Annotated in this window: 22 protein-coding genes; 13 read left to right on the forward strand and 9 right to left on the reverse strand. The window is 74.8% G+C overall.

Annotated elements, in window-relative coordinates; translation table 11 throughout:
• Positions 1-10: 10 nt before the first annotated feature.
• Positions 11-1,363 (reverse strand): pentapeptide repeat-containing protein, encoded by a 1,353-nt coding sequence (locus tag ACIA6B_RS06365; RefSeq protein WP_396771556.1) that lies wholly within the window; start codon positions 1,361-1,363, stop codon positions 11-13.
• 215 nt (positions 1,364-1,578) lie between these two features.
• Here ACIA6B_RS06365 and ACIA6B_RS06370 point away from each other — a divergent pair, with 215 nt between their 5' ends.
• A complete protein-coding gene (locus tag ACIA6B_RS06370; RefSeq protein WP_396771558.1) occupies positions 1,579-2,403 on the forward strand; it encodes a lipase family alpha/beta hydrolase in 825 nt (274 codons plus the stop codon).
• Between the two features lie 43 nt (positions 2,404-2,446).
• Here the strand turns inward: ACIA6B_RS06370 and ACIA6B_RS06375 are convergent, their stop codons facing one another.
• From ACIA6B_RS06375 to ACIA6B_RS06390, 4 genes are all read right to left on the reverse strand, one after another.
• Positions 2,447-4,027, reverse strand: coding sequence for a GMC family oxidoreductase (locus ACIA6B_RS06375; RefSeq protein WP_396771560.1), 1,581 nt, complete (start codon positions 4,025-4,027; stop codon positions 2,447-2,449).
• Positions 4,028-4,096: 69 nt separating this feature from the next.
• Complete coding sequence (locus ACIA6B_RS06380) at positions 4,097-4,963, reverse strand: aldo/keto reductase (RefSeq protein WP_396771562.1); 867 nt, start codon at positions 4,961-4,963, stop codon at positions 4,097-4,099.
• Positions 4,964-5,033: 70 nt separating this feature from the next.
• Complete coding sequence (locus tag ACIA6B_RS06385) at positions 5,034-6,803, reverse strand: PP2C family protein-serine/threonine phosphatase (protein WP_396771564.1); 1,770 nt, start codon at positions 6,801-6,803, stop codon at positions 5,034-5,036.
• Between the two features lie 73 nt (positions 6,804-6,876).
• Positions 6,877-7,464 (reverse strand): NUDIX hydrolase, encoded by a 588-nt coding sequence (locus ACIA6B_RS06390; RefSeq protein ID WP_396771566.1) that lies wholly within the window; start codon positions 7,462-7,464, stop codon positions 6,877-6,879.
• A 242-nt stretch (positions 7,465-7,706) separates the two neighbouring features.
• On the opposite strand from ACIA6B_RS06390, the gene ACIA6B_RS06395 reads away from it, so the two are divergent.
• The 10 genes from ACIA6B_RS06395 to ACIA6B_RS06440 all read left to right on the forward strand — a co-directional run bounded on the left by ACIA6B_RS06395 (position 7,707) and on the right by ACIA6B_RS06440 (position 18,209).
• A complete protein-coding gene (locus ACIA6B_RS06395; protein WP_396772080.1) occupies positions 7,707-8,984 on the forward strand; it encodes an aminotransferase class I/II-fold pyridoxal phosphate-dependent enzyme in 1,278 nt (425 codons plus the stop codon).
• Complete coding sequence (locus tag ACIA6B_RS06400; protein WP_396771568.1) at positions 8,981-9,847, forward strand: HpcH/HpaI aldolase/citrate lyase family protein; 867 nt, start codon at positions 8,981-8,983, stop codon at positions 9,845-9,847. The genes ACIA6B_RS06395 and ACIA6B_RS06400 overlap by 4 nt, the downstream gene beginning before the upstream one ends.
• A complete protein-coding gene (locus ACIA6B_RS06405) occupies positions 9,844-10,356 on the forward strand; it encodes a MaoC family dehydratase (RefSeq protein ID WP_281936474.1) in 513 nt (170 codons plus the stop codon). The genes ACIA6B_RS06400 and ACIA6B_RS06405 overlap by 4 nt, the downstream gene beginning before the upstream one ends.
• A complete protein-coding gene (locus ACIA6B_RS06410) occupies positions 10,353-11,303 on the forward strand; it encodes an ornithine cyclodeaminase family protein (protein ID WP_396771570.1) in 951 nt (316 codons plus the stop codon). The genes ACIA6B_RS06405 and ACIA6B_RS06410 overlap by 4 nt, the downstream gene beginning before the upstream one ends.
• On the forward strand, positions 11,303-12,253 hold the full coding sequence (locus tag ACIA6B_RS06415) for an NAD-dependent epimerase/dehydratase family protein (protein ID WP_396771572.1): 951 nt from the start codon (positions 11,303-11,305) through the stop codon (positions 12,251-12,253). Before ACIA6B_RS06410 ends, ACIA6B_RS06415 begins: the two co-directional genes overlap by 1 nt.
• A complete protein-coding gene (locus ACIA6B_RS06420) occupies positions 12,250-13,191 on the forward strand; it encodes a hypothetical protein (protein WP_396771574.1) in 942 nt (313 codons plus the stop codon). The genes ACIA6B_RS06415 and ACIA6B_RS06420 overlap by 4 nt, the downstream gene beginning before the upstream one ends.
• Positions 13,179-14,747 (forward strand): asparagine synthetase B family protein, encoded by a 1,569-nt coding sequence (locus ACIA6B_RS06425; protein WP_396771576.1) that lies wholly within the window; start codon positions 13,179-13,181, stop codon positions 14,745-14,747. The genes ACIA6B_RS06420 and ACIA6B_RS06425 overlap by 13 nt, the downstream gene beginning before the upstream one ends.
• A 270-nt stretch (positions 14,748-15,017) precedes the next feature.
• Positions 15,018-15,956, forward strand: a complete 939-nt coding sequence (gene trpS / locus ACIA6B_RS06430; protein WP_396772081.1) for a tryptophan--tRNA ligase — start codon at positions 15,018-15,020, stop codon at positions 15,954-15,956.
• Between the two features lie 19 nt (positions 15,957-15,975).
• Complete coding sequence (locus ACIA6B_RS06435; protein WP_396771579.1) at positions 15,976-17,079, forward strand: glycosyltransferase family 4 protein; 1,104 nt, start codon at positions 15,976-15,978, stop codon at positions 17,077-17,079.
• Positions 17,076-18,209, forward strand: coding sequence for a hypothetical protein (locus tag ACIA6B_RS06440; protein WP_396771581.1), 1,134 nt, complete (start codon positions 17,076-17,078; stop codon positions 18,207-18,209). Before ACIA6B_RS06435 ends, ACIA6B_RS06440 begins: the two co-directional genes overlap by 4 nt.
• Here the strand turns inward: ACIA6B_RS06440 and ACIA6B_RS06445 are convergent.
• The gene (locus ACIA6B_RS06445) at positions 18,172-19,422 is read right to left on the reverse strand and encodes an MFS transporter (protein ID WP_396771583.1); all 1,251 of its coding nucleotides are present in this window, start codon (positions 19,420-19,422) and stop codon (positions 18,172-18,174) included. The two genes, ACIA6B_RS06440 and ACIA6B_RS06445, sit on opposite strands and share 38 nt — an antisense overlap.
• Positions 19,423-19,566: 144 nt before the next feature.
• Between ACIA6B_RS06445 and ACIA6B_RS06450 the strand changes: the two genes are divergently transcribed.
• Entirely contained in the window at positions 19,567-20,379 is an 813-nt protein-coding gene (locus ACIA6B_RS06450) for a glycosyltransferase family 8 protein (RefSeq protein ID WP_396771585.1), read from the forward strand.
• A 12-nt stretch (positions 20,380-20,391) separates the two neighbouring features.
• Here the strand turns inward: ACIA6B_RS06450 and ACIA6B_RS06455 are convergent, their stop codons facing one another.
• The 3 genes from ACIA6B_RS06455 to ACIA6B_RS06465 are packed head-to-tail and all read right to left on the reverse strand — an operon-like array spanning position 20,392 to position 25,100.
• On the reverse strand, positions 20,392-21,387 hold the full coding sequence (locus tag ACIA6B_RS06455) for a hydroxyacid dehydrogenase (RefSeq protein WP_396771587.1): 996 nt from the start codon (positions 21,385-21,387) through the stop codon (positions 20,392-20,394).
• Positions 21,388-21,398: 11 nt separating this feature from the next.
• A complete protein-coding gene (locus tag ACIA6B_RS06460; protein WP_396771589.1) occupies positions 21,399-22,391 on the reverse strand; it encodes a queuosine salvage family protein in 993 nt (330 codons plus the stop codon).
• 9 nt (positions 22,392-22,400) lie between these two features.
• Positions 22,401-25,100, reverse strand: coding sequence for a hypothetical protein (locus ACIA6B_RS06465; protein WP_396771591.1), 2,700 nt, complete (start codon positions 25,098-25,100; stop codon positions 22,401-22,403).
• A 145-nt stretch (positions 25,101-25,245) separates the two neighbouring features.
• Here ACIA6B_RS06465 and ACIA6B_RS06470 point away from each other — a divergent pair, with 145 nt between their 5' ends.
• Positions 25,246-25,611: a YciI family protein gene (locus ACIA6B_RS06470; RefSeq protein ID WP_396771593.1), complete on the forward strand. Its 366-nt coding sequence runs from the start codon at positions 25,246-25,248 to the stop codon at positions 25,609-25,611.
• Positions 25,612-25,759 lie beyond the last annotated feature (148 nt).

Genomic DNA, 25,759 nt, shown 5'->3' on the forward strand with positions numbered 1-25,759 from the left:
GGCACGGTCGTCACGGGTCGGTCAGCAGCAGCCAGTCGTCGTCGCGGCGGGTGACGGCGGTGCCGGGCGGCCAGACGTGGCTGACCGACGTCGAGGCGCGGGCCTGGTCGACCAGTGCCCGGCGGGCCAGTGTCGCGCCCTCGAAGCGGGCCCGCCCGTGGAACACGGCCCGACCGAAGTTGGCGGGCCCCTCGAAACGGGCGCCCTCGAACCACGCCTCCGCGCCGAACGCGGTCCAGCGGAACAACGCCATGTCGGCGAAGCGCGCCCGGTGGAAGCCGGCGTACCCGACGAACGTGGTGTGCTCCATGGACACCCCGCCGAGGAAGACCGTCTCCCGGAAGCTGGCGCTGTCGGTGAACCTGGCCCGGTCGAAGCTGATCGGCTGCCGCACCGTGGCGTCCCGGAACGAGACCGGTCCGAGGCTCGCGCCCCGGCCGGACAGCGCGCCGCCGAGGTCGGCCCGGTCGAAGCTCACCCGACCGGTGAGGCGGGCGTCGTCGAGGACGATCTCGGCGTCGCCGGTGAGGTCGTCGAAGACGACGTCGGCGAACTCGGCGGTCAGCCGCAGCCGGCCGTGCGTGACCGCGCCGGCGAAGCTGGTGGTCCCGGTGCAGACCGCGCCGGTGAGGTCGAGGTCCACCAGCGTGCAGCCGGCGGCGTCGAAGTTGTCCAGCCGGGCGCCGGTCAGGTCCAGCGCGATGCCCGGCCACCAGCCGTCCTGGTCCGCGCGCAGGTGCCGGGTGAGCATCCGTTGCGCGGTACGCCGCACCTCGGTCTCGCGCCTGTCGTCGGGCGCCGGCATCCGCAGGTACGCGCAGATCACCGCCACGGTGGTCGGGCGCTGCGCCGGGTTGTCCTGACCGAGCCGTTCCAGGGCGTGCAGACCGCCGAGGCGGACCGCCGGGTGGTCGCTGCCGATCAGCTCGATGGCCCGGACGTACAGCTCGGTGAGCCGCCGTTCGGCGGCGTCGTGCTCGGCGGCGGCGGCCTGCCGGTCCTGGTGGCGGGCGGCGGTCTCGGCGACCACCTCGGCGTGCGCCTGCACCCGGTCGCGGTGCGTCTGGTCGCGGGCGGCGACCGCCTCCTGGTGCCGCTGGCCGCGTTCGCTGATCCACTGTCGACGGGCGGCGAACAACAGCGCCACCCCGCCGCCGGTGCCGGCGACCACGGTGAGGCCGGTGCGGATGGCGTCGACCCGCAGCGTGGCCCGGGTGTCGGGCTGGCCGGCCCGGTCGGCCTCGGCGAGCAGCCAGTCCAGCACCAGCCAGCCGAGCAGCACGGCCAGCAACAACCCGAGCAGCGCCGACCACCAGGGCATCACCCGCAGTGGCTTCTCCGGCGGCGGTGGTGGGGTGGACACGGCGCCCAGCATGCCATCGCGGCCCCGGCCGGTGGGGGGCGCCGGCCCAGTCCCGAATGCCGGTTCGTGCGCCTGGTGGAACAACTGGTTACCGGCGCGTAACTTTCCATTGACGTGTGTGAAATCAGACACGCATCATCGTTCCCACGATCGATCGGACCCCACCCGCCCCGCCCGGTTCCCGCCGGGTGCCCCTCCCATCGGAGGTGCAGCCCATGCTGCTCCGAACGATCCTGGCCGCCACCGTCACCGCCACCGCGCTGCTCGCCCCGGCCACCGCCGCCCACGCCGCCGCGCCACCCGCCGCGCCGAGCCCGGCCACCGAAGCCGCCGCAGCTCCCGCCAGCACCGTCACCGCCGCCGAGCGGGCCGCCGCCGCGGCGGCCGACCCGGTGATCGTGGTCGGTGGCCTGATCGGCGTCTCCATCGCGTACGAGCCGATCGCCGCCCGGCTGCGCGCCGACGGTTACCGGGTCTCCATCTACCAGCTGCCGAACCTCGGCTTCGGCGACATCCGCGAGTCCGCCCGGGCCCTGTCGTCCTACGTGGACCAGGTCCGCGCCACCACCGGCGCGAGCCGGGTGGACCTGGTCACCCACTCCGAGGGCGGGCTGGTGAGCCGCTGGTACGTGAAGTTCCTCGGCGGCGCCGCCGCCGTCGACCAGTACGTCAGCCTCGGCAGCCCGCAGTACGGCACGTACGTGGCCAACATCCTCGCCGTCGTCGGGCTGGGCAGTTGCGCCGGCATCGTGGCCTGCCAGCAGATGACCATCGGGTCGAGCTTCCTGGCCGACCTGAACTCCGGCGACGACACCCCGGGACCGGTGCGTTGGACCACGCTGCGCACCTGGCAGGACGAACTGGTGCGGCCGGTCGACAACGCGGTGCTCGCCGACGGCGCGACGAACGTGCTGGTGCAGGCGTGGTGCCCGCTGCGGGTGGTCGGCCACCTCGGTCTGGTGCTCGACGGCACCACCTACACGGCGGTGCGGCAGGCGCTCGCCGACGTCGCGATCCGGCCCAACTGTTTCGCGGTCTGAGCCGGCCCGGGCCCGCCCCCGGGTGGGCCCGGCCCGACCGCGCTCACTCCCGGATCAGGTCGGCGGCCCGCCAGGCCAGCGCCGTCACCGGCGCGCTGGTCCAGCCCGCCACCATCGCCGGCAGCACCGACGCGTCCACCACCCGCAGCCCGTCGACGCCGCGTACCCGCAGCTCGGGGTCGACCACGTGAGCGTCGTCCGCGCCCATGGCGCAGGTGCCGACCGCGTGATAGCCGCAGTACCCGTGCGCCACCGCCGCCTCGACGATCTCCTCGTCGGTCCGCGTCGTCAGGCCGGGCACGGTCTCGACCCGGAGCCGCTTGGCGATCGGCCCGGTGGCGAAGAACTCCCGCATCCGGCGGAACAGGTCCACCGCCGTCCGCCGGTCCGGTTCGGTGGTCAGGTAGTTCGCCACGATCGCCGGCGGGACACGCGGATCGGCGTCGGTGACGGTGAGGCTGCCCTCGCTGTCCGGCCGGGTCACCGTGCCCAGGCACATCACGCCCGGCTCCCGCTCCAGCTCCAGCGCCCGGCCGGCGCGGGGCGGGGCGGCCGAGAACGGCGCCATCAGCAGGTGGCCGTCCGGCCGGTCCAGGTCGGGCCGGGACTTCACGTGCGCCGCGACGTCGAGCACCGGCAGCGCCAGCGGCCCGCCCCGGGTGAGCAGCCAGCGCAGTGTCGCGCCGGCCTGCCCGAGCGGGCTCGCCAGCCGGGCGTTGTAGCCGCCCGGCTCGGCGAGGCGGTACTGCAACGCGATCGACCGGTGCTCCCGCAGGCCGGCGCCCACCCGGGGGCGGTCGAGCAGCACCGGCACGCCGGCCGCGCGCAGCGTGTCGGCCGGCCCGATGCCGGAGACCTGCAACAGCGCCGGGGTGGCCAGCGCGCCGGCGGCGAGGATCACCGCACCGGCCGCCCGGTGCTCGACCTCCCGGCCCCGGTGCGCCACCCGTACGCCGACCGCCCGGCCGCCCTCGACCAGCACGCGCAGCACCACGGCGTCGACCACCACGGTCAGGTTGGGGCGGCGCCGCGCCGGGTGCAGGAACGCGTCGGCGGCGCTGACCCGACGGCCACCGTGGATGGTCGCGGTCGGGTAGCCGATCCGCTCGTCGTCGTCGGCGTCCAGGTCGTCGACCCGACGCCAGCCCAGCTCGACGCCGGTCGCCACCATCTCCTCGGCGAGCGGGTCGGTGCCGGTGGCGACGGAGAGCCGCACCGGCCCGCCGACGCCCCGGTGCGGCGCCGGCCCCAGCGGATGGTCCTCCAGCCGCCGGAACACCTGCCGCATCGTCGACCAGCCCCAGCCCAGCGGCGCCAGCGTGTCCCAGTCCCGGGCCGCGCCGCGGCTCCAGATCATGCCGTTGACCGACGTCGAGCCGCCGATCATCCGGCCGCGCTGCCACGTCTCCCGCCGGCCCGGCCCGGTGGCCGCCGGGTAGTGCCAGGCGGTACGCGGGTCGTCCATCAGCCGGGAGAACGCCTTCGGCACCCGCACGAACGGGCTCCGGTCCCAGCCGCCCGCCTCGACCAGCAGCACCCGGGTGCCCGGGTCCTCGGTCAGCCGGTCGGCCAGCACGCACCCGGCCGCGCCGGCGCCGACCACGACGTAATCGAATTCCACCACTGATAGGACCCCCATCGCGAGAATCCTTCTGACAGTAGTTTCTCGATCACCGTTGGCAAGTGTCGGGTTTCAGGCCGCCTTCGCCAGCGCCTCGTACTCGTCGTCGGTCAGCTCCACCTCGGCCGCCGCGACGTTCTCCTCCAGGTGCGCCACCGACGACGTACCCGGGATCGGCAGCATCACCGGCGACCGGCGCAACAGCCACGCCAGGGCGAGCTGCGCGGGGCTGGCGCCGTGCCCGGTCGAGATCGCGTCCAGCGGACCGCCCGGCCGGGCCAGGTTGCCGGTGGCGATCGGGAACCAGGGGATGAACGCCAGGTCGTTGCGCTCGCAGTGGGTCAGCACGTCCTCGGCGCTGCGGTCGGCCAGGTTGTAGAGGTTCTGCACGGACACGATCGGGGTGATCGCCCGCGCCGCCTCGATCTGCTCCACCGTCACCTCGGAGAGCCCGATGTGCCGGATCTTGCCCTCCTGCTTGAGCAGCGCCAGCTCACCGAGCTGGTCCGCCAGCGGCACCTTGGCGTCGATCCGGTGCAGCTGGTAGAGCGGGATCGACTCCAGGCCCAGGTGACGCAGGCTCAGCTCGCACTGCTGGCGCAGGTACTCCGGGCGCCCCACCGGCCGCCAGTCGCCCGGGCCGGAGCGGGTCAGCCCGGCCTTGGTGGCGATCACCAGGTCGTCGGCGTACGGGTGCAGCGCCTCGCGGATCAGCAGCTCGCTGACGAACGGCCCGTACGAGTCGGCGGTGTCGACGAACGTGACCCCCAGCTCGTACGCGCGGCGCAGCACCCGCACCGCCTCCGCCGGGTCCTTCGGGTCGCCCCAGACGCCCGGGCCGGTGAGCTGCATCGCCCCGTAGCCGAGACGGTCGACCCGCAGGTCACCGCCGATCCGGTAGCTGCCCGACGCCTTGGCGGGCTGGTTGCTGGTGGCCATCATGGTCCTCCTGAGGTGGGTGGTCCGCCGACCGGGGGATCATTCCCCGAACCGGGCCGCCGAAGCCTGCTCAACCGAGGTGTCGCAGCACCACCAGCGCCTGGTCGTCCTCCGAGCCGGCCAGGTCGCGCAGGAGCGCGTCCGCGATCGCCTCGACCGGCTCGTCCCGCACCGCGGTCAGCGACCGGTGCAGCGCCGCGACGCCCTCGTCGTACGGCTGGCCGCGCCGCTCCACCAGCCCGTCGGTGTACGCGACCAGCACGTCTCCGGGACGGAACGCGACAGTGGTGATCGTCATCGGCCGGTCGACCATGCCCAGCGGCATCGCGTTGGCGGTCTGCACGGTGTGCGGCGGCCGTCCGGCCGGCAGCACCACCGGGTGCGGGTGCCCGGCCCGGGCCACGTGCGCCACGCGGGCCGCCGGATCGACCACCACGACCAGGCAGGTGCCCAGAAACCCGACGCCGAGCAGTTCGGTGAGCCGGAGGAACACCTCCTCCAGCGGCACGCCCATCCGGATCAGCGTGTTCAGCACGGTACGCAGCTGGGCCATGTCGGCGGCGGCCTCGACCTGGTGCCCGACCACGTCACCGACCACCACGGCCAGCCGGTCGCCGTCCTGCCGGACCAGGTCGTACCAGTCGCCGCCGAGGTGCAGGCCACTCATCGCCGGCCGGTAGCGGGTGGCCACCTCCAGGCTCCTCGGCGTGGTCAGCGAGGAACTGCGCAGCCGGCCGGCCAGCCGGGTCACCAGGTTGTGCTCGGCGGCGGCCAACCGGACCCGCTCCAGCGTCTGCTCGCACAGGTCGGCGACGGTGTCCAGCAGCGCCAGGTCGCTGTCCCGCAGCGGGCGCTCCCGCCGCCAGCCGAAGCCCAGCGCGGCGATCGGACGGCGCTCGGCGCCGAACAGCGGCAGCGCCACGGTGGTCACCATGCCGTGCCGGCCGACCGGGTCGGGCAGGCCGGGGAACCGGGCGGCGAAGTCGGCGCGGTCGCGCAGCACGATGCGTTCCCCGTGGTGCAGCGCGCGGACGATCGGGCGCGGGTCGTCGACGGTCAGGTCGCGGAACGTGGCGGCCAGCTCGCCCGGCACGTCGTCGTGGTACCAGAGCCGGACCCGGCGGCCCTCGTCCCGCATGGCCAGGCCGGGCAGCTCCGCGCCGAACGCGGTGGTGGCGGCGTCCAGGATCACCTCGATCGCCTCGGTGGTGGACCGGGTGATGCTCAGCCGGGCCGCGAACCCGGCCATCGCCTGCGCCGACCCGGTCAGCTCGGCCCGTTGCAGCGCCTGGCTGCACAGCGCGGCCACCGCGTCGAGGAGACTGTGCAGCGCCTCGTCGTCGGCGACCGGGTCGGCCCAGCGCACCTCCAGCACGCCGAGCGCGCCGCCGTCGCCGTCCCGCAACGGCAGGCAGACCCCGGTGGCCCGGCTGTCGCCCAGCGGCAGCGCAGCGTTGTCGCGTACCGCCCGGGCCAGCGGGACGTCGGCGTCGACCGGCAGCCGCTCGGGCGACGCGCCGGCGCCGGCCACGTCGAGCACGGTCCGGCCGGGCAGGGCGATCGCCACCCGCAGCGTGGTGGCGTCCACCACGGCCGGGGCCACCGTGGTCACCACCTCGACGATGGCGTCCCGGCCCCGGGCCGAGCTGAGCGCGCCGGCCAGCCGGGCGAGCGCCTCGGCCCGCCGCAGCGCCTGCTCCGACCGGCCGCGGAACAGCCGCAGCTCGGCGCGGGCGGCCTCCAGTTCGGCGCGGGCGGCGTCGAGTTCGGCGCGGGCGGCGTCCGGTTCGGCGGGGTCGGCGGAGCGCGGGGCGGCGTCGTCGGGTCCGGTGCTGCTCACCCGGGGCCTCCGCTCGGGCGTGGACGTCGGCAGTACCCGAAAACGTACCAGCGGCCCGCCCCGGCGGCGATCGTCACGCCGTCGGACCGGGACCCCGTCCGCCGGCGAGCGCGTCCACCGCGGCGAGATCACCGGCCGGCGCGTCCGCCAACGCCAGGTCGTGCAGGAACCGCACCCACACCGGCTCGATGCCCGGCGCGTCGGCGAACAGTTCCGCGGTGACGTGTCCGTTCGCGTACGCCACCGTGCGCCGGACGAGGTGCTGCACCTCGTCCGGGGTGTGCCACCGGACCTCGCGGGCCGCCGCCGGATCCGGCCGGACGGTTCCGGCGACCACCGCCCGGTAGAGGAACCAGTGGTGGCCGGTGCCCCGCGGGCCGGCCGGCCGGCGGCAGGCGTTGGGCCGCCAACCCTCCGCCACGAGGTCCAGCCTCCGAACGGTCAGGCCCACCTCCTCGGCGACCTCCTGGCGGGCCGCGTCGGCCGGGGTGCCGTGGTCGTCCACGTGACCGGCGACCGGGGCCACTCCCACCGGCGGGGTGGCCCGGCGCAGCAGCAACAGCCGGCCGGCCGGATCGGCGATCAGCACGCCGACGCTCGTGTTGTCGCAGCGCCGCGGTGGGCCGGTGACCGGCGGCGGGTCACCCCGGTGATTCGTCATCTCTTATCCGATCTACTGTCGCAAGTCAATGCTTGCGCGCGATTCAATTCCGTATACGCTGGCACCGGCTTTATGATAATTGCATCCCGAGTGCCTCCCACGGTGGTGACGGCACTGTTGAATTCGCACCCCTATATCCGACCCTTATCGCGTGCGTCGCGACCCCTATTTTCGTACGCGGCAACCCCTGAAGGAGTGGGAGCATGAGCGGTCCGTCGGTCGCGGAGCCTGCCGCGAAAACGGTGCCGGACGATTCCGGCACGGCCGGTCCCGAAGGTCCCCACCGTTTTCGCGACACCGCGAAGATGATGCGTCTGTCGCAGGGCAACTGGCGTGAGGCGGAGAGCGGGGGTCTGATCAACCTGCACCTCGACTGCCGGCCCGACGGCACCCTGCACGACCCGGAGACGGGCCGCTCGTTCCTCAACCTCAGCTCCTACTCCTACCTCGGGTTGAACACGCACCCCGCGGTGGTGCAGGGGGCGATCGACGCCCTGACCGCACAGGGGTGCGTCGGCCTGGGCATCACGCCCACCCGGATGCGTCCCTCGGTGCTGCGGCAGGCCCAGGACCAGCTCTCCGAGATCTGGCGGGCGCAGTGCCTGCTGGCGCTCTCGTGCAGCGTGGCGACCGCCGGGTTGCTCCCGTTGGTGTCCTCGGGGCATCTCGTCGACGGCCGTCCCCGGGTCACCGTGTTCGACAAGCGCAGCCACTTCTGCATGGACTACGTGAAGCCGATCTGCGCCGACGAGGCGCCCGTGCTGGTGGCCCCGCACAACGACCTCGACTTCGTCGAGGACGCGTGCAAGAAGTACGGACGGGTGGCGTACGTCGCCGACGGCGCCTATTCCATGGGCGGCCTGGCGGATCTCGACGGCCTGTTACAGCTCCAGGACCGGTACGGCCTTTTTCTGTGGATGGACGATTCGCACGCCATTTCCGTCATGGGTGACCGGGGTGAGGGCTACATCCGGTCGGCGGTGGACCGGCTCAACGACCTGACCCTCATCACCGGCTCGCTGGAGAAAGGCTTCGGGTGTTCCGGTGGCGTGGTGATGCTCCCGGACTCCGTCGACCCCGCCCTGGTCAACACGTTCGCCGGGCCGATGTGTTGGTCGCAGTCCCCGAGCGTCGCCAACATGGGCAGCGTCCTGGCCGCCGCCCGGCTGCACGCCGGACCGGAGTTGACCGTCCTGCAGACCCGGCTGCGCGCCAACCTCGACTACTTCGACGCACGGGTGCCCAGCGAGTCCGCCGGCAGCATCCTGCCGGTGCGGGCGCTGCCGGTGGGCGACCGCGACCTGGCCGTGGACCTGTCCCGCAGGCTGCTGGCCGAGGGCTTCTACTGCGCGCCGGTCTACTTCCCGGTGACCTCCCGGGGGCGCGAGGGGCTCCGCGTCATGATGCGGGCCAACCTGGGCGAGGACGACCTGCGCCGCTTCGTCGACCTGCTCGTCGACTGGGTGGTGCCCCACCTGGTGGGGGCGGACGGCGCGGTGGCCGCCGGGGACCCGAGATGACCCTCGTCGAGGGCGTGCCCCGCAGCCGGTCCCGCGGGATCTGTCGCTGCCTGCTCGTCACGCCGGCCACCCGGATGGAACGGTTCCTCGGCAGCGCCGCGGGTCCCGCCGACATCCACCTGCTCGACCTGGAGGACTCCGTGCCGGCGGAGGCGAAGCACGGCGCGCGGCAGGCGGTGGGTCTGCTCGACCCCGCCGAGGTGCCGGACGGATACAGCCTGCGGGTCAACCCGGTCCGATCTCCCGAGGGCGTACGCGACCTGCACATGGTGCTCGACGCCCGGACCGCCCCGGACATGATCGTGCTGCCGAAGGTGGAGTCGCCGCACGACGTCGAACTCGTCGACGAGGTCCTGGCCGGCGCGGGTATCGACACCGTGCTGTGGGCGATCCTGGAGACCGCGGCCGGGCTGGAGAACGCGATGGCCGTCGCCCGGTCCCGTCCCCGCCTCGTGGCGTTGACCTTCGGCGCGGCCGACTTCTGCGCCGACACCGGCACCGCCATGGAGTGGGAGCCCCTGTTGATGGCCCGGTCCCGGGTCGCGCTGGCCGCCCGCTCGGCGGGGATCGAGGCGGTGGACGGGCCGACCTTCGACCTCGACGACGCCGCCGCGCTCGAGTCCGACGCCCGGCGCGCCGCCGGCCTCGGCTACACCGGCAAGGTGGCCGTGCACCCCGGCCAGGTCGACGCCATCAACGAGGTGTTCACGCCCAGCGCCGCCGACGTCCACCGGGCCGACCGGATCGTGGGGGAGTTCCGCCGCACAGGCGCGAGCATCATCACCATGGACGGCCGGATGCTCGGGCCGCCCTTCCTGCGGCAGGCCGAGAGCACGCTCGCGCGGGCGGGGCGGTCGCGGTGAGGCCGCCGCGCGCCTTCACCGAGGTCTCGCCGGGGCGGTACCGCGAGTCCCGGGGCCTCTACTACGACGAGTTCGACGTCGGTGACGTCATCGAGCACCGGCCCGGCCGGACCGTCACCGACGCCGACAACATCTGGATGTCGCTGCTCAGCCTCAACGCCCACCCCCTGCACATCGACGCCGCCTACGCCGAGCAGACCGAGTTCGGCCGGCCCGTCGTGTCGAGCCTGGTGACGCTCGCCATCGTCGGTGGGATGAGCACCAACGGCACCAGCGCGCGGGCGGTGGCCAATCTCGGCTGGGAGGAGATCCGCCTCACCACGCCGGTCTTCGTCGGCGACACCCTCACCGCCGAGTCCGAGGTGGTGGCCAAGCGCCTCTCCCGGTCCCGCCCCGGCGCCGGAGTGGTGACGTTCCGGACCCGCGGGCTCAAGTCCGACGGCACCCCGGTCATGACCTTCACCCGCAGCGCGCTGATCCCGTGCGCCGACGGGAGCGGCGCGGCGTGAACGGGGAGCCCGGTCTCGTCCCGCTGGTGCTCGACCGCCGCGCGGTCACCGCCGCGGCCGACCTGCCCGCGCTGGTCGAGGAGTTGCGCCAGGGGTACGCCGAGGGCCGGCGCGCCGCCGCGCGTACGCCGCTGCGAACCACGGTGACCACCGCGGACCCGCCGGCGATGTTCGGCGTCATGCCCTCGGTCAGCGCCCGGGACGGTCTCTTCGTCACGAAGCTGGCCGCGTTGGTGCCGGACCGGCCGGCGGGGGAGCCCGCGATCCACGCGCTCTCGGTGGTGATGTCGACCCGGACCGGGCGACCGCTGGCGGTGCTGGACGGCGCGGCCGTGACCGACCTGCGGTGCGCCGCGGTCACCGCGCTGGTGACCGACGTCTGCACCCCCGCCCGGCCGCTGCACGTCGGCCTGATCGGCAGCGGGGTGCTGGCCCGGCAGCAACTGCGGGGGACGATCGCGGTACGGCCGATCGCGTCGGTCCGGGTCGCCAGCCGCCGCGCGGAGCACGCCGAGGCGTTCGCCAGGTGGGCGGTCGGGCTGGTCGGGCCGGGGTGCCCGGTCGAGGTCGTCGACGGGCCGGACGACGTGCTCGTCGGACGCGACGTGATCTGCACCGCGACCGGCTCGGCCGAGCCGCTTGTCACCCGGCTGCCGGCCGGACCGGTGCACGTCAACTGCATGGGCGCGCACGCGGTGGACCGCCGGGAGGTCGCCGCCGCCCTGCTGCGGGAGCACCTGGTCCTGGTGGAGGATCTCGCCCTGGCCCTGGCCGAGGCGGGCCCGGCGCACCGGGACGCGACGGATCTCGGCACGCTGCTCGCCGACGTCCCGGCCGACCTGGCGTCCCGCACCACCGTCTTCAGCTCGACCGGCGACCCCTGGGCCGACCTGGTGACCGCCGGGCACGTGCTGCGCCGCGCCCGCGACCGCGTGGCGGTCGGCTGATGCGCGTCCTGGTGACCGGCGCCGCGGGCCGGCTGGGCGCGGCCTGCGTCGCGGCCCTGACCGACGCCGGGCACGACGTCCGCGCCCTGGAGCACCGGCGTCCGGTGACGCCGGTGCCGGCCCGGCGGATCGAGGTACGGCGGGGCACGCCGGTGGACCCGGCGACGGCGGCGGACCTCACCCGGGACGTCGACGCGGTCGTGCACTGCGCCTTCCGGTTCGCCCCGCACCCGCCGGCCGACTACCGGCGGGACAACCTGGACGCCGCGCTGCGGCTGATGGAGCACGGACACGCGAACGGGGTCCGGACCTTCGTGCAGGTGTCCAGCGTGATGGTCTACGGGCTGGACCCGGGCGTCGGCACGGATCCGGTGCCGGAGACGCGGTCACCGGCCGACGCCGCCGAGGTGCTGGACCCGTACCCGGCGATGAAGATCGAACTGGAGCGCCGGCTGCGCGAGTCGTCGGCCCGGCTCGGCGTGGACCTGGTGGTGGTGCGCCCGGGGATCCTCTTCGACGACCGCACCCCGCCGGTCGTCCGTACCGTCGGCCGGGTCGGCCTGCTGGTCGGCGCCGGCCGCAACCACCTGCCGTTCGTCCACACGGCGGACGTCGCCGACCTGGTCCGGCGGGCGGTGGAGGACGGTCGCCCGGCGGTGTACCACGCCGCGCCGGTCCGACCGGCGCCGGCGCTGCCGTTCGCCCGCGCCTGGTGCCGCCGGCACGCGCCCGGCCTTCGGGTGCTGCCCGTGCCACGGCCGGTCTACGCGACGCTGGGCCTGCTGAGCTGGTCCGCCGCCCGGGTCCGGGGCCGGCCGGCCAGGTGGCCCAACCTCCGCTACGGGATCCGCCGCGCCACCCGCGACCTGCGGTACGACGTGACCCGGGCCCGCGCGCTCGGCTGGGTCGACACGCACACCCGGACCGTCCAGGAAGGAACCGACACATGACCGGCACCTGGCCGTTGAGCGAACCGACCCCGGTCACCGACCGCCTGGACGAGGCGTTCCGGCACGTCGACTTCGCCGGCTGCCAGGTGTTCGTCCTGCTGGGGCACCCACGTTCGGACATCGGCAAGGGGCAACTGGTGGCGCGGTTGGCCGCGCTCGCCCCCGGCCCGGCGACGGTGGTCAAGTTCGACGGCATCCTCAACACCAACGAGCGCGGCAACCACCCCTCGCCGACCGACGACCTGGCCACCTACCGGCGGTTCCTCCCGGACACCGTGATGGGCTGGCCGAACCAGATCCTCGGCGGTGACGTCCTGCTCTCGTTCCTGCGTGAGTTCGGCGGCACCGACTGGGAACATCTCAGCTTCGTACCGCACCTGAGCCGGTTCTTCCTGCTCACCCTGCACCGGGCCTGGGTCGACGCGGGTCGTCCGGAACACCTGTTCGTGGAGCTCGGTGGCACGGTCTTCGACCAGGAGCTGACCACGTACGCGCTGCCGGCGCTGTCCATGCTGGGCACGCCGGTCAACGCCCGGGTGACCACCGCGCTCCTCTCCGAGCTGCCGGGCGGGTTCGTGGAGCCGAAGACGAGGTCGCTCCAGGACTGCCTGACCGGCAGCCTCCGCTTCGGCCTCCTCTACGACGTGCTCTTCCTGCGCGTGCCGGAGCGGGATCCCGGCGACGACGAGCTGGCCGCCCTGGAGGCGGCCGTCTCGGCGAAGCTGCGGCGGCACCTGGTCCACCGGCCCACGCCGCCCCGGCTGGTGGTCGTCCCGACCTTCGAGGGGCCGGCCCTGGACGGGTACCTCGACTACCTGCACCGCCGGCGACACCTCGTTGCCGACCTCGGCCGGCCGACGGCCGGCGTGACCATCACCGGCGGGTCGGGGCGCCGGTCGGAGGAGACGAGAGAGGGAACGGTCCCATGTGCGGGATAGCTGCCGCCTTCCCCGCCGACCGGGCCGCCGTGGAGGCGGCCCTGGCCGGCATGCGCCACCGCGGCCCGGACGCGACGGCCGTGCTCGACGACCCGCGGTTCACCCTCGGGGTGGTCCGGCTCGCCATCACCGACGTGGCGCACGGGGACCAGCCGCTGCGCTCGCCCGGTGGGCGGGCCTGGGTGGCGTTCAACGGCGCCGTCTACAACCACCGCCGGGTCCTCGACGAGCTGGGCGTGCGCCCACCGTCGGGCAACGACGGCCACGTCGTCGGCGTCCTCTACGAGAAGTACGGGCTGCGCTTCGCCGACCACCTGGAGGGCATGTACGCGGTCTGCCTCTACGACGTGGAGCAGGACGTCCTGGTGGTGGCGGTGGACGGCATCGGGATCAAACCGCTGTACGTGGCGCGCGGGGGCGGGTCCACGTTCGTCAGCAGCACCCCGGAGACCATTCCGGCCGAGCTGCGACCGTTCGCCTGCCGGGTGGCCCCGGGGACCGTGTGGTCCTCGCGGGGGGAGGTCGTCGCCATCGAGCCCCGTCCGCGCGAGGGGACGCTGCGGGACCTGGTGGTGACCGCGGTACGGGACCAGATCCCGACCGAGGTGCGGTGGGGCTGCATGCTCAGCGGCGGCCTGGACAGCTCGCTGCTGACCGCGATCGCCGCCCGGGAGGCCGGCCGGGTCAGCACCTTCACCGCCGGCATCGAGGGCAGCCCCGACCTCGACGCGGCACGGGAGGTGGCCGAGCACCTGGGTGCCGACCACCATGAGGTGATCTTCGACGAGACGGAGATCCCCGACCTGCTCGACGCCGTCGTCACGCACACGGTCAGCCCGGACGTCTTCACCGTGCTCGGCGGCGTCGGCACCTGGCTCACCGCCCGCCTCGCCCACGCCGCCGGGGTCAAGGTGCTGCTCTCCGGCGAGGGCGCGGACGAGCTGTTCGGCGGCTACGGCTTCTACGCCGACCTGCCACCGGCCATGGTCGAGCCGTGGATGCGGTTCGAGCAGCAGGACCTGGGCGCGCGGGAGTGCCTGCGGCTGGACCGCTGCGCCATGGCGCACCACGTCGAGGCGCGGGTGCCGTACCTCGACTCGGCGGTGATCGCCCACGCGCGGGCCCTGCCGCCGGACCGCAAGATCGACCGTTCGGTGCGGCCGGTGCGGCAGAAGGTCGCGCTCCGGGAGGTCGCGGAGGAGTTCCTCCCCGCCCACCTGGCGCACCGGGTCAAGATGCCGTTCCCCGACGGCGCCGGGTACCTGCACGCCGTCGGGCGCTTCGCGGCCGGCCGGATCACCGGCGCGGACCTGGCCGAGCTGTTCGAGCAGCCGGAGGCCGCCGCCTTCCTCCAGGCCGCCCCGGAGATGCAGGGGCACGGCCTGCGCACCGCCGCCTACCTGTGGCAGCGGTGGAGCGAGCGCTTTCCCGACCTGAGCGCCGACTACCGGGGTCTGGTCCGTCGAGGGCTGCTCCGGCGCACCCTGCGCCACGGCGCCTACACCCGGGCGGACTTCCTCGCGGCGCTCGGGTCGTCCGGTCCGGCGGTCGATTGAACACCTACAATTCCCGGTACGAAAGGGACGGACGGCGCACCCGGCCGTCGGTGACGAGAGAGGCTTGCCGTTTCATGCACGCTGCGCAGGACAGCTCGCTGATGGACCCACCGGCCGCGGCGGGCCCGGACGATCCGGCCGACGGCGGGCCGGACAACGCCTCCCTCGCGGCCGCCCGTAAACGGTCGCTGGCGATCGAGCAGGAGTTGCGCGAGGACCCGTCCCGATTCCGGGTGCTGACCGGCGACCGGCCGGCTGCACGTCGGTCACCTGTTCGGCTCGCTCGAGAACCGGGTGCGGTTGCAGGACGCGGGGGTGGAGACGTTCGTCATCATCGCCGACTACCAGGTCATCACCGACCGGGACGCGGTCGGCCCGGTGGGGGAGCGGGTCCTGTCGCTTGTCACCGACTACCTGGCGGTGGGGCTCGACCCGCGCCGCTGCACCATCTTCACCCACTCCGCCGTGCCGGCGCTCAACCAGTTGATGCTGCCGTTCCTCGCCCTGGTCACCGACGCCGAGCTGCGCCGCAACCCCACGGTGAAGGCGGAGCTCGCGGCGACGAACGGCCGCCCCATGTCCGGGCTGATGCTGACCTACCCGGTGCACCAGGCGGCCGACATCCTGTTCTGCAAGGCCAACCTGGTGCCGGTGGGCAAGGACCAGTTGCCGCACGTCGAGCAGACCCGGGTGGTGGCCCGCCGGTTCGACGAGATCTACGGCCGGGCCGACAAGCGGCACGCCGTGTTCCCCCGCCCGGACGCCCTGCTCTCCGAGGCGGTGAGCATCCTCGGCGTGGACGGGCAGAAGATGAGCAAGTCCCGGGGCAACGCGATCGAGCTGGCGATGAGCGCCGACGTCACGGCCAAGCTGATCCGGCGGGCCGTCACCGACAGCGAGAGGACGATCACGTGGGAGCCGCAGCGCCGTCCCGAGGTGGCCAACCTGCTGTTGCTCGCCGCGCTCAGCAGCGGCCGGTCGCCGGAGGCGATCGCCGACGAACTGGCCGGCGCCGGCGCCGCGGCGCTGAAGGCCGTGGTCACCGAGGCGGTCAACGAACGACTGGCCCCGATCCGCAGCCGGCGCGCGGAGCTGGCCGCCGACGAGGGCTACCTGCGGTCGATCCTGGCCGAGGGCAACCGTCGGGCGAACGAGGTCGGCGACGCCACGCTGGCCGAGGTCCGAGACGCCATGGGCATGGTCTACTGAGCCCTCGGGGAGGGACCGGGTGCACGCTTCGACCGGATCGATCGCGTTCGTCAGCATGGGCCACTACCCGTCCGGCTTCCGGGTGGGGGGCATCTCCAACGTCATGGCCGGCTGGGCGCAGGCGCTCAACGGGCGCTACGACGTGCACGTCGTCGCCGTCTACGACACGGTGCCCGACGACCTCGACGAGGCGTTCGCCGCGCACGCGCACCGGTTGGCCGGGGTCCGCAAACACGCGGTGGGCAGCCCGGCGGAGGCCGCCGAGGTGGTGGCCGGGATGGATCTCGTCTCGCTGCACCAGGAGGCGCACTGGCTGCCGTACCTCCCCCAGGCCGGCCTGATGATGCACAACCCGCCGTGCTTCACGCCCGGCCGGGTGTGGCCGCCCGCTGCCGGCCCCGAGGCGCTGCGCGCCGCCATCGCCGGTGCGCCGTCGCGGCAGGCCTGCTCGCGGTGGCTGGCCGGGCTGATCGAGGCCGAGGTCGCCGCCGGGGTGGACGTCGTCACCCCGTTCGTGGCGGCGGAGTTCGTCGGGCAGCCCCGCGTGGAGAAGGGGCGGCACGTGGTGTGGGCGGGCCGGCTGGTGGCGAACAAGGGCCTGGCCGACGCGGCGACGGTCGCCGGTCGTCTCGGGGTGGAGCTGCGGGTCACCGACGTCACCCCCGGCGTGCTCGACCCGGAGACCGCCGGCTTCCGGGACCGGCTACGCCGGCTGCCCGGCGTCCGACTGGTCCCGCCGCCGTCGTCCCCCGCCGAGGTGGCCGGCCTGTTCGCGGCGGCCTCGGCGGTGGTCCTGCCGTCGGTCGGCGAGCCGTTCGGCATGGTCTCCATCGAGGCGCAGGCCAGCGGCACGCGCACGGTCGTGTACGCCGACGCGGGCCTGCCGGAGACCGTCGGGCCGGCGGCTGTCGCGGTGCCCGTGGGTGACCTCGACGCGCTGACCGCAGCGGTGCGGGACGCGTTGGACGCGCCGGAGGTGCCGGCGGGCAGCCGGGCCTGGATCGCCGAACGGTTCAGCCTCGACCGCTCACTCCGGGCGCTGCTGGACAGCCTCGGTGGTGGTCCCGACCCGGTCGGCGCCGGGGCCCCGGCGCCCGCCCGGACGCCCGGGACGATCGGATGAGCGGCCCGGGCGGCACGCCGCTGCGACTCGGGCTGTACGCGCTGCCGTTCGGGTACGGGCCGGCGAGCAAGGCCGTCGCCGTCGCCCAGGCGGTCCACCGGCGGCTCGGCGACGGGGTGCGCTGGACGTTCGTGTCCAGCGGCCTCGGACTGGAGTTGCTCCGGCGCACCGGGCTGCCGGCCCGGGTCGTGGACACCGGCAGCGTCCACGAGGCCGAGCAGGTCGGCGCTGAGCTGCGGCCGACCCTGGACGCGATGATCGTGGTGATGCACCGGCCGTTGGCCGCCCGCCTGGCGCCGGAGCTGCCGGTGTTCTGCGTCGACAGCCTGGCCTACATGTGGCGGCCGGACTCGTTCGACGGTTTCCCCGGCATCCGGTCGGTGCGCCGCTACTGGGTGCAGGATCTCTTCGACTCCGTCGAGGTGATGGCCCGCACCGGGGTGCCGAACGTCCGGGCCGTCCCGCCGATCACCGACGTCGGGCCGGAGCCCGCCGACGCCGGGCCGGCGGACCGCGCCGCAGCGCCGTGGGTGGCCAGCCTCGGTGGCCTGCTCAACCCGTATCCGGGCAGCCAACACGTCTACCTCGCGCAGGTGCTGCGCCTGGTCGCCGACGCGTCGGCGGGCCCGCCGGTGGTGCTCACCAGCGCGGGCGCCATCGACCGGTTCGGTGACCTCTTCGCCGGGGTCGACGCCCGGTCGCTCAGCCACGATGCGGCGCTCGCGTTGTTCCGGCGGGCCGGCGCGGTCCTGGCGCCCCCGGGGCTGACCACGATCCTGGAGCTGGCCCAGCTCGGCCGGCCGATGCTGCCGCTGCCCCCGGAGAACTACTCGCAGGTGCTCAACCTGCGCCGGTTGCTGCGCCACCACGGCACGGAGCTGGGCCCCGCCTGGCGGGTGCTGGACGCCGCGTACCGACCGATCGGGGCCGACCTCCCGGAGGGCGACGGGGTCCGGGCGGTGCACGACCTCAACGAGCGGGTGCTGCCCGATCCGGCCTTCGGCGCGGCGCTCGCCGAGGCGTGGCGGCACCCCGACCAGCGGGACCGGCCGCTCCCTGCGGCGCTGCGCGCCCCGGTCAGCGGCGCCGCGGTCATCGCGGCCGACCTGGCGGACTGCCTTCGGCGCTGACGCCGCCCACCGGCACCGGCACGGCGGGCGGCGGCACGGGGGCGTCGGCCCGGTAGCGGCGGCGCACCCGGGCCAGCGCGATCGCCGCCAGGGCGGCCAGCGGCAGGAACACCAGCGGCCCGAGCGGGCTCACCAGCGGAGCGACCACGGTGCTGCCGAGCGCCACCGCGCCGGTGTTCGTCGCCATCGTGACCGCGGCCCCGGTCGCCTGGTCCGCGTCGCCGGCCTCGCCCATCACCAGCGAGGTCAGCGCGGCGTGCGCCAGCGGCAGCGACGCGCCGACCAGCGCCCCGCCGACGATCCAGGCCGGCACGCCCAGCGTGCTCGCGGTCGCCCAGACGAGCAGGCCGGCGGCGAGCAGGCCGAGCCCGAGCTGGGCCAGCCGGCGGTCCGGTATCCGCCGCCGGGCGGCCACGGCGGCTGCGCCCGCGGCGGTGAGCGCCACCACCGAGACGGTCACCGAGAAGACCACGGCGGGCAGGTCGGCGGCCCGCACGAGGCGTGCGACGTAGAGCCGGGACGTGTCGCTGGCCAGCGCGTATCCGGCGGCGGCGAGCACGGCGGTGGAGCCGAACAGCCGCCAGGAGGGCCGGGCCCTCGGCGCGTCGGCCGGCCGGGGCGGCGGCGGCCCGACGCCGGGCGTACGCCCCGCGGCCAGCATGATCACCGTGACGGCGAGGAAGGTGACGGAGTTGGCCACCGCCGCGACCGGCACCGGATGGGCGACGGTGGCGATCAGGAGGGCCGCCACCGGCGGCCCGGCGGTGCGGCCGAGCTGGAACTGGATGCTGTCCAGCAGCAACTGGCGGGTCCGGCTCGCGCTGCCCGGCCAGGCGCCGACCAGGGCCAGCCAGGACGGGCCGCCGAAGCCGACCGCGAACGGCGTGACCGAGCAGACGACCGCCACCAGCAGCGCCCGGCGGGTGGACAGGCCGTCGCCGGTGTCCCAGGCGACGGCGGCCACCGCCAGGCAGCTCGCCGCCTCGACCGCGGACGACCACACCAGGGTACGGACGTGGCCGAGCCGGCGGGCCGCCCGTGCCCCCAGCAGCACACCGGGGATCGTGCCGAGCAGCGCGGAGATCTGCCACACGGCGAGCACCGCCGCCGGCAGGCGGTTGTCGCCGAGCGCCCAGGCGATGTTCACCCACTGGGCCGACGCCGCGGTGTTGGACAGCAGGGCGAAGCACCAGAAAACGGGGAAGGGCACCACCGGGCGAGCCTACCGGCCGGCGGGCCGGACATCGGCTCCCGTCGCTGCCGGATAGGGGTCGTGCGGGGTTGGCAATCCGGCCGCCGTGCCCGAAGCTGGCAGCGGCGCCACCGCCGGGCGCGCCCGGACGACGATGGGAACGCGGTGCACTTCGGACTCGGCTTCGACGAGGCGTACGTGCCGCACGCACGGGTCCTCATCGAGAGCATCCTGCGCGAGGGCGCGCTGACGACGCCCACCTTCTGGCTGGTCACCGACCACGAGCTCGGGGCGGACCTGCGCGACGCGGTCCGCCGGCAGGTCGGCGACCGCGGCGAGGTGCGCTTCCGACCGGTGGACCGGGTGGCGCACCTGCCGCTGTCCACCCGGGACAGCGCGCGACACATCTCCCAGGGCATGTACCTGCGACTGTTCCTGCCCTGGCTGGTGCCGGTCGAGCTGGACCGGCTGGTCTACCTCGACTGCGACATGCTCTGCACCGGGTCGCTGGCCGGGCTCGCCGACGTCGCGCTCGGCGAGGCGGTGGTCGGCGCGGTGCGCGACGCGTACACCCGGCGGTTGGCCGACGGGGGCGCGCTGCCGGGGCTGCGGGAGGAGGCCACGCTGGACCCGCAGGCGCCCTACTTCAACTCCGGCATGTTGCTGATCGACCTCGCCCGCTGGCGCGACGCGGACGTCACCGGCCGCGCGCTCGACTACATCGGGCGGCACGCGGACGCCGCGCGCTACCCCGACCAGGACGCGCTGAACCACGTCCTGTTCGGACGCTGGCTGCGGCTGTCGCACCGGTGGAACCACATGATGGGCTGGCGGCTGGAGCCGGTCTACGGCGGTGACCCGGCGCAGGCGTCCCTGGTGCACTGCGTCGGGCCGAAGAAGTTCTGGACCGACGAGTTCCCCGACTTCAGCGAGTTCGGCCGGCGCTACTGGAAGTACCGCGCGGAGCTGGACGGCTGAGGCGGCCCCGGCTCAGGCGAGGAACGGCAACCGCTCCGCCAGGACCGGATCGGCCGCCGGCAGCCCGTGGACGAACCGGTCCACCTCCTCCACCGCCTGGTCGCCGAGCCGGCGCAGCTCGCTGCCCTGCGCGCCGGCGACGTGCGGCGTGACGAGCACGTTCGGCAGGGCGCGCAGCGGATGGTCCAGCGGCAACGGCTCGGGGTCGGTCACGTCCAGCACGGCGGAGAGCCGGCCGGTACGCAGGTGCCCGAGCAGCGCCTCCTGGTCCAGCAGCCCGGCCCGGGCGGTGTTGATCAGGGTGGCGCCGTCGGGCAGCAGCGACAGCCCGGCCACGTCGATCATCCCGGCCGTCTCCGGGGTGAGCGGGGCGTGCAGGCTGACGATCGACGACTCCCGGAGCAGGTGCGCCAGCTCGACGGGGCGTACGCCGAGTCGCCGCGCGTCGTCCGGCTCCAGGAACGGGTCGTGGCAGAGCAGCCGGAAGCCGAGGTCCGACAGGCGGGCCGCCACCAGCCGGCCGACCCGGGACGCGCCGACCAGCCCGACCGTCCGGTCCGCGTTGCCCGTCGCCGGATAACCGGTCAGCAGGGCGCGGCGGTCCAGGCTGCGCCGGTAGCGGTCGGCGGCGGCGAGGACGTTCTTGCCGGCCAGCAGCACCATCGCCACCGTGTAGTCGGCGACCGGCACCGCGTTGGCCCGCGCCGAGGTGGTGACCCGGACGCCGCGCTCCCACACCGCCGGGTCGAGCAGGTCCTTGACCGAGCCGCCGGTGTGGACCACCGCCCGCAGGCGGGGCATGGCGGCCAGCTCCGCCACGCCGAGGCGTGGGCAGCCCCAGCCGGTCAGCAACAGCTCGGTGCGGCGCAGCGCCGCCGGGGTGGCGTCGGACCAGCCGGTCCAGGGCTCCGGGGGGAGGTTGACCAGCCGGTCCAGCCGGGCCCGGCCGGCGGGGGTGAAGAGTTGGTCGGGCAGGTCCGCGCGCATCAGCAGGGCGGCCGGGAGCATCCGCGTCCTCCTCAGTAGGCGAAGCTGACGCTGCGGGGCCGGGGCCGGGCCTTGTAGCGCGGCTGCTGCCCCTTCTTCCACAGCAGGCTGGCCAGCTCCACCGGGTGCACCGGGTCGCCGGCCGCCGCCGCCCGGTGGGCCAGCCGCTCACAGATCTCGACCGCCGCGGCCCGCAGCTCGACCTCGGCCGGGCTGCCGTGCGCCAACGGCCGGCCGGCCGGCAGCGAGTCGGCCAGCTCCGCGTCGATCTCCAGCAGCCCGTCCTCGATCAGCACGTGCGGGATGAGGTTGTCCGCGAACGCGGTCAGCCGGCCGAGGTCGGTGAACCGTCGCGCGCCGCCGGGGTCGTGGCACAACGACAGGCCGTACGTCGCGAGCTGGGCCCGCTTGTGGAACGGCACGTCCAGGTCGCCGTGGCGGGAGACGTCCCGCCAGTGCGGCATCCCGGCCAGGATCGCCACCATCGCCGTCGGCGACCCGGCCGCCTCCTCCACCAGCGCCGCATAATCCCCACCGAACCGGTCCCCGGTGTACGCGCCCAGCTCGTTCCAGGCGGTGGCGAACATGGTCATCAGGGTGAACGCCGGACCCCGCGTGGGCTGGCCGAACATCTCCGCGCAGGCCCGCGCGTCCAGACCGGCCAGGTACGCGGGCGTCGGCACGCCGTCCCGGCGCACCCGGTCGAGCAGGAGCTGGCCGATGGTCCGGGCGCCGGACAGGCCGGGCAGCTTCACCAGGTGCGGGTGCAGGCCGGAACCGAAGTTGACGGCGTCGCGGACGATCACGAAGCCGATCCGGGTCCGTTCGTCCGGCAACCCGGCCAGCCCGGACTCCACCGGCGGCTGGCGGCGCAGCTCGTCGAGGTAGCGGACGTCGACCGGGCGCGACGACGGCCGGGCGTGGGTGGCCCGGGCCGCCACCGAGGCGGCGGCGACGCGCAACGCGGCCGGGTGGTCGACGGTGTGGTCCGGCGACACGGTCCGGTCGGTGGTCTGGTCGGTCATCCACTCTCCTCAGAGCTTCGCGGGACCCAGGGACTCCAGCGCGGCGAGGTGCGACTCCGCAACCCGGGCCCAGTCGTACGTGGCGCGTAGCCGCCCGCTCGCGGCGCGGGCCCGGTCGAGGCGGGCGTCGTCGAGCGAGTCCAGGCAGCGGGTCAGGTCCTCCCGGGTGCGGCCGTACGGGATGGCGGACCCGCCGAGCATCTCGGTGAGGAAGGGCCACGGCGACACCAGCGCCGGCAGCCCCCGCCCGATCGCGTCGGCCACGGTGCCGGTGGCCAGCATCTCGCCGTCGCGGAACGGCAGCACCAGCACGTCGATCGCGGCGAGCCGCCGGTTGTACTCGCGGCGGGGCACCAGGTCGTAGGGCACCACCCGGATCCGGGGGTCCGGTGACCGGGGCAGCTCCGGGGTGCCGGAGAGGACCAGCAGCTCGATGTCGTCGCGGGCGGACGCGGCCACCGCGTCGATGACCAGCGCGGTGTCCTTCTCCGGGCGGGGCGCCCCGATCACGCCCAGCCGCAGCGCGCCCGGCCGCAGGCCGTACTCCCGCTCGGTGCGGGCCCGGTCGTCGGCGCGGATGTCGGTCATCAGGTCGCCGAAGTGCCCGTGCGGAACGACCCAGTGGCGGGCGTCGTCCGGGTAGGGCAGCACGTCGCGCGCCCGGTCCCGGCCGCGTACGCTGTGGTGCACCACGCCGTCGGCAGCCGCCGCCCAGGCCTGGTAGACCGGCCGCCACCGTGGCTGCCGGTCGTGCGGCGTGAGGTTGTGCTGGGTGAGCAGGAGGCGTACCCCGCTGTCCCGGATCGCGTCGATCAGCGCGAGGTGCCCGGCCAACTCCGGCGGGAGCAGCCGCTCCGGCCAGTGCAGGTGGAACACGTCGACGTCGGCCAGGATCTCCCGGTGCCGGTCGAGCTGCCCGCGGCCCAGCGCCACCTCGTGCACCCGGTCCCGCAGCGGACCGTAGAGCAGGGCGTCGTAGTGGTGGCCGTACGCCGAGCTGGCCACCCGCAGCTTGGGCGTCACCGACCAGGTGAACGCCATCCGGGTGGCCGGCGCCACCTCCACCTGGTGCACGACCGGCAGCTCGCCGAAGTAGCTGCGGTAGGCCGACACGCCCGCCACCTCGACGGTGGTGACCACGTCCGCCGGGCCGACGCCGAACTCGACCCGCAGCGGCCGGGCCGCCGCCTCCGTCACCTGGAGCGCGACCGCCTCCGGCGGCCGGTCGAAGCGCAGCTCCTCGTGCACGTGCAGGGTCCGGCCGCGCACCTCGTACCGGGCGTGCCGCGTCGCGGGCACCGGCGGGAGGTCGGCGGGCGTCTGCCGCCGGCCGGGCTCCTGCCAGCGGTGGTGGATCACCTCCAGGCCGCCCGGCCGGTGGACCACCCGGTCGGGCCGGCCGGCGGGCACGACCGTACGCCCGTCCCGCACCGCCACCGGCACGCCGGTGGCGAGCGCGCTGTCCACCGGCACCTCGAACAGGCCGGGCCACTGCGGGGCGGGCAGGTAGTCCGAGACGGTGGACCCGACAAGCGGCAGGACGAACGCGGTCTGCGCGGAGCGGTACGACCAGACGCCGGCGTGGCGGGCCCGGTCGAAGAAGAAGACCGCGTCGCGCGGCCGGCGGGGCGTCGGGCCCGGCATCGGGACGGAGTCCAGCGAGTTCGCCGCGTCCAGCAGCTTGCCGAGGCAGTCGAGGGTCATCTGGAGCCGCCGTGCGGGACCCCGGTACGCGTAGGTCGACCGGTACCGGTGGGCCTGGATCAACCCCTGGTCGAACCAGGGGCGGAGCGCGTCGAACGCGTCGCGGGCCCGGGCCGCCCACTCGTCGAGGCCGGTCGGCGACAGCTCCGGACGACGCGCGACGAGCCCGGCCAGTTCGACGGTGAGGCAGCGGGCCAGCGCCCCGGCGGAGCGACCCCAGGCGACGGCGCTCCCGCTGTCGGTGACCACGAGATCCACCAGGGCGAGCGCGTCGCGGGCGCCTGCCGCCCAGGCCGGGCCGATCCGGGCGGCCAGCGGCTCGGCGACCGGATACAGGGCCGGGCCGTAGATGTCGAACCGGCCGGAGCCGTCGGTGGAGTCGTCCAACTGCCGACCCGGCGTCTCCTCGATCAGGTCGCGGGTGCGGCGGACCAGGTCGTCCAGCGCCGCGGCGTCCACCGGCAGCCCGAGCTCCACCCGGGCGTGCTCGCACCGGGCCAGCACGGCCGCGTAGTTGCGCGGCGTCCGGGCGTCCAGCCAGCTCTCGTGCGGCCCGGTGTCCACGGCGGCCCGCAGCTGCTCGCGCCGCTCCGGCGGCAGCCGGGGGAGCAGCGCGTTGTCCGTCCACGGGCCGAACCGGCGCAGCGTCTCCGCCACCCGGTAGGAGGCGAACGTGTGCGTCCGCTCGCCGTCGACCGCGCCGAGCACGGTCAGCAACGCGTCGTCGATCGGCGTGCCGGCGAGCCGGGTCGCTCCGCCGGCGTGCAGCAGCCCGAGGACGTGGGCCAGGTCGGCGTGCACGTCCGCCTGCACCGGGAACCCGGCGAGGACGCGGGGCACCCGGAAGCGCGGCGTGTAGCGCGTCACGAACTCGGTGAGCGTACGGGTCGCGAACCCGCGGAGGGCCTCACCCAGCGAGGACGGCTCCGGGTCGACGTCGGTGTCGCCCGGCGGGCCGGCCAACCACGGTGAGGTGGCCGCGGCCGAGCCCCGGGGGATGTGCACGCGGAAAGATATCAATGCCCGGAAGGCGCTGGCAACGGCGGGACGAACGCCCTGTTCCGGCCGTGACCCGGGGCAGTTGCGGCGAGCGACCCCGCGGTGACGCGGCCCGTGCGAGGCTGGACGCGACGGCGGTCAGGAGGTGCGCATGGGCGCCACGCCCCGGCTCGACTTCGCGTTGGACACGTACGAGTGCATCGTGCTCTACCCCGGTCCCTCGGGCCGGGCGCTGCCGGAGGAGACCGTGCAGCGGTTGCAGGCCGAGCACCTGCGGCACATGCAGGCGTTGCAGCGGCGCGGCATCGTGCTGATCGACGGCTCGGTGGACGGGCCGGCCCGGGAACCCGACCCGCCGATCGGCTTCGGGCTGGCCCGGACCGGCTCGGTGGACGACGTACGCAGCGTCATGGAGGCCGACCCGGCGGTGCAGGCCGGGCTCTACCGGGTGGAGGTGCTGACCTTCCTCTGCCCGGCCGGCTCGCTGGAGTTCCCGCTGGTCAAGGCGGAGAGCTGAGGGACTGCCGCGCACGCGCGGCCACCGCGCGGCGGTAGGGGACGCGCCTGCCGAGTTGACCGGGCCGGCCGGCTTCCCGCCGGCCCGGTCGGCGAACCGTCGGTCGTCCTCGCGGCGGCGCGGGCGCCGCAGGCGCTGCCCGGCGGCT

It is taken from the genome of Micromonospora sp. NPDC051141 (assembly GCF_044455765.1).
GTDB lineage: Bacteria > Actinomycetota > Actinomycetes > Mycobacteriales > Micromonosporaceae > Micromonospora.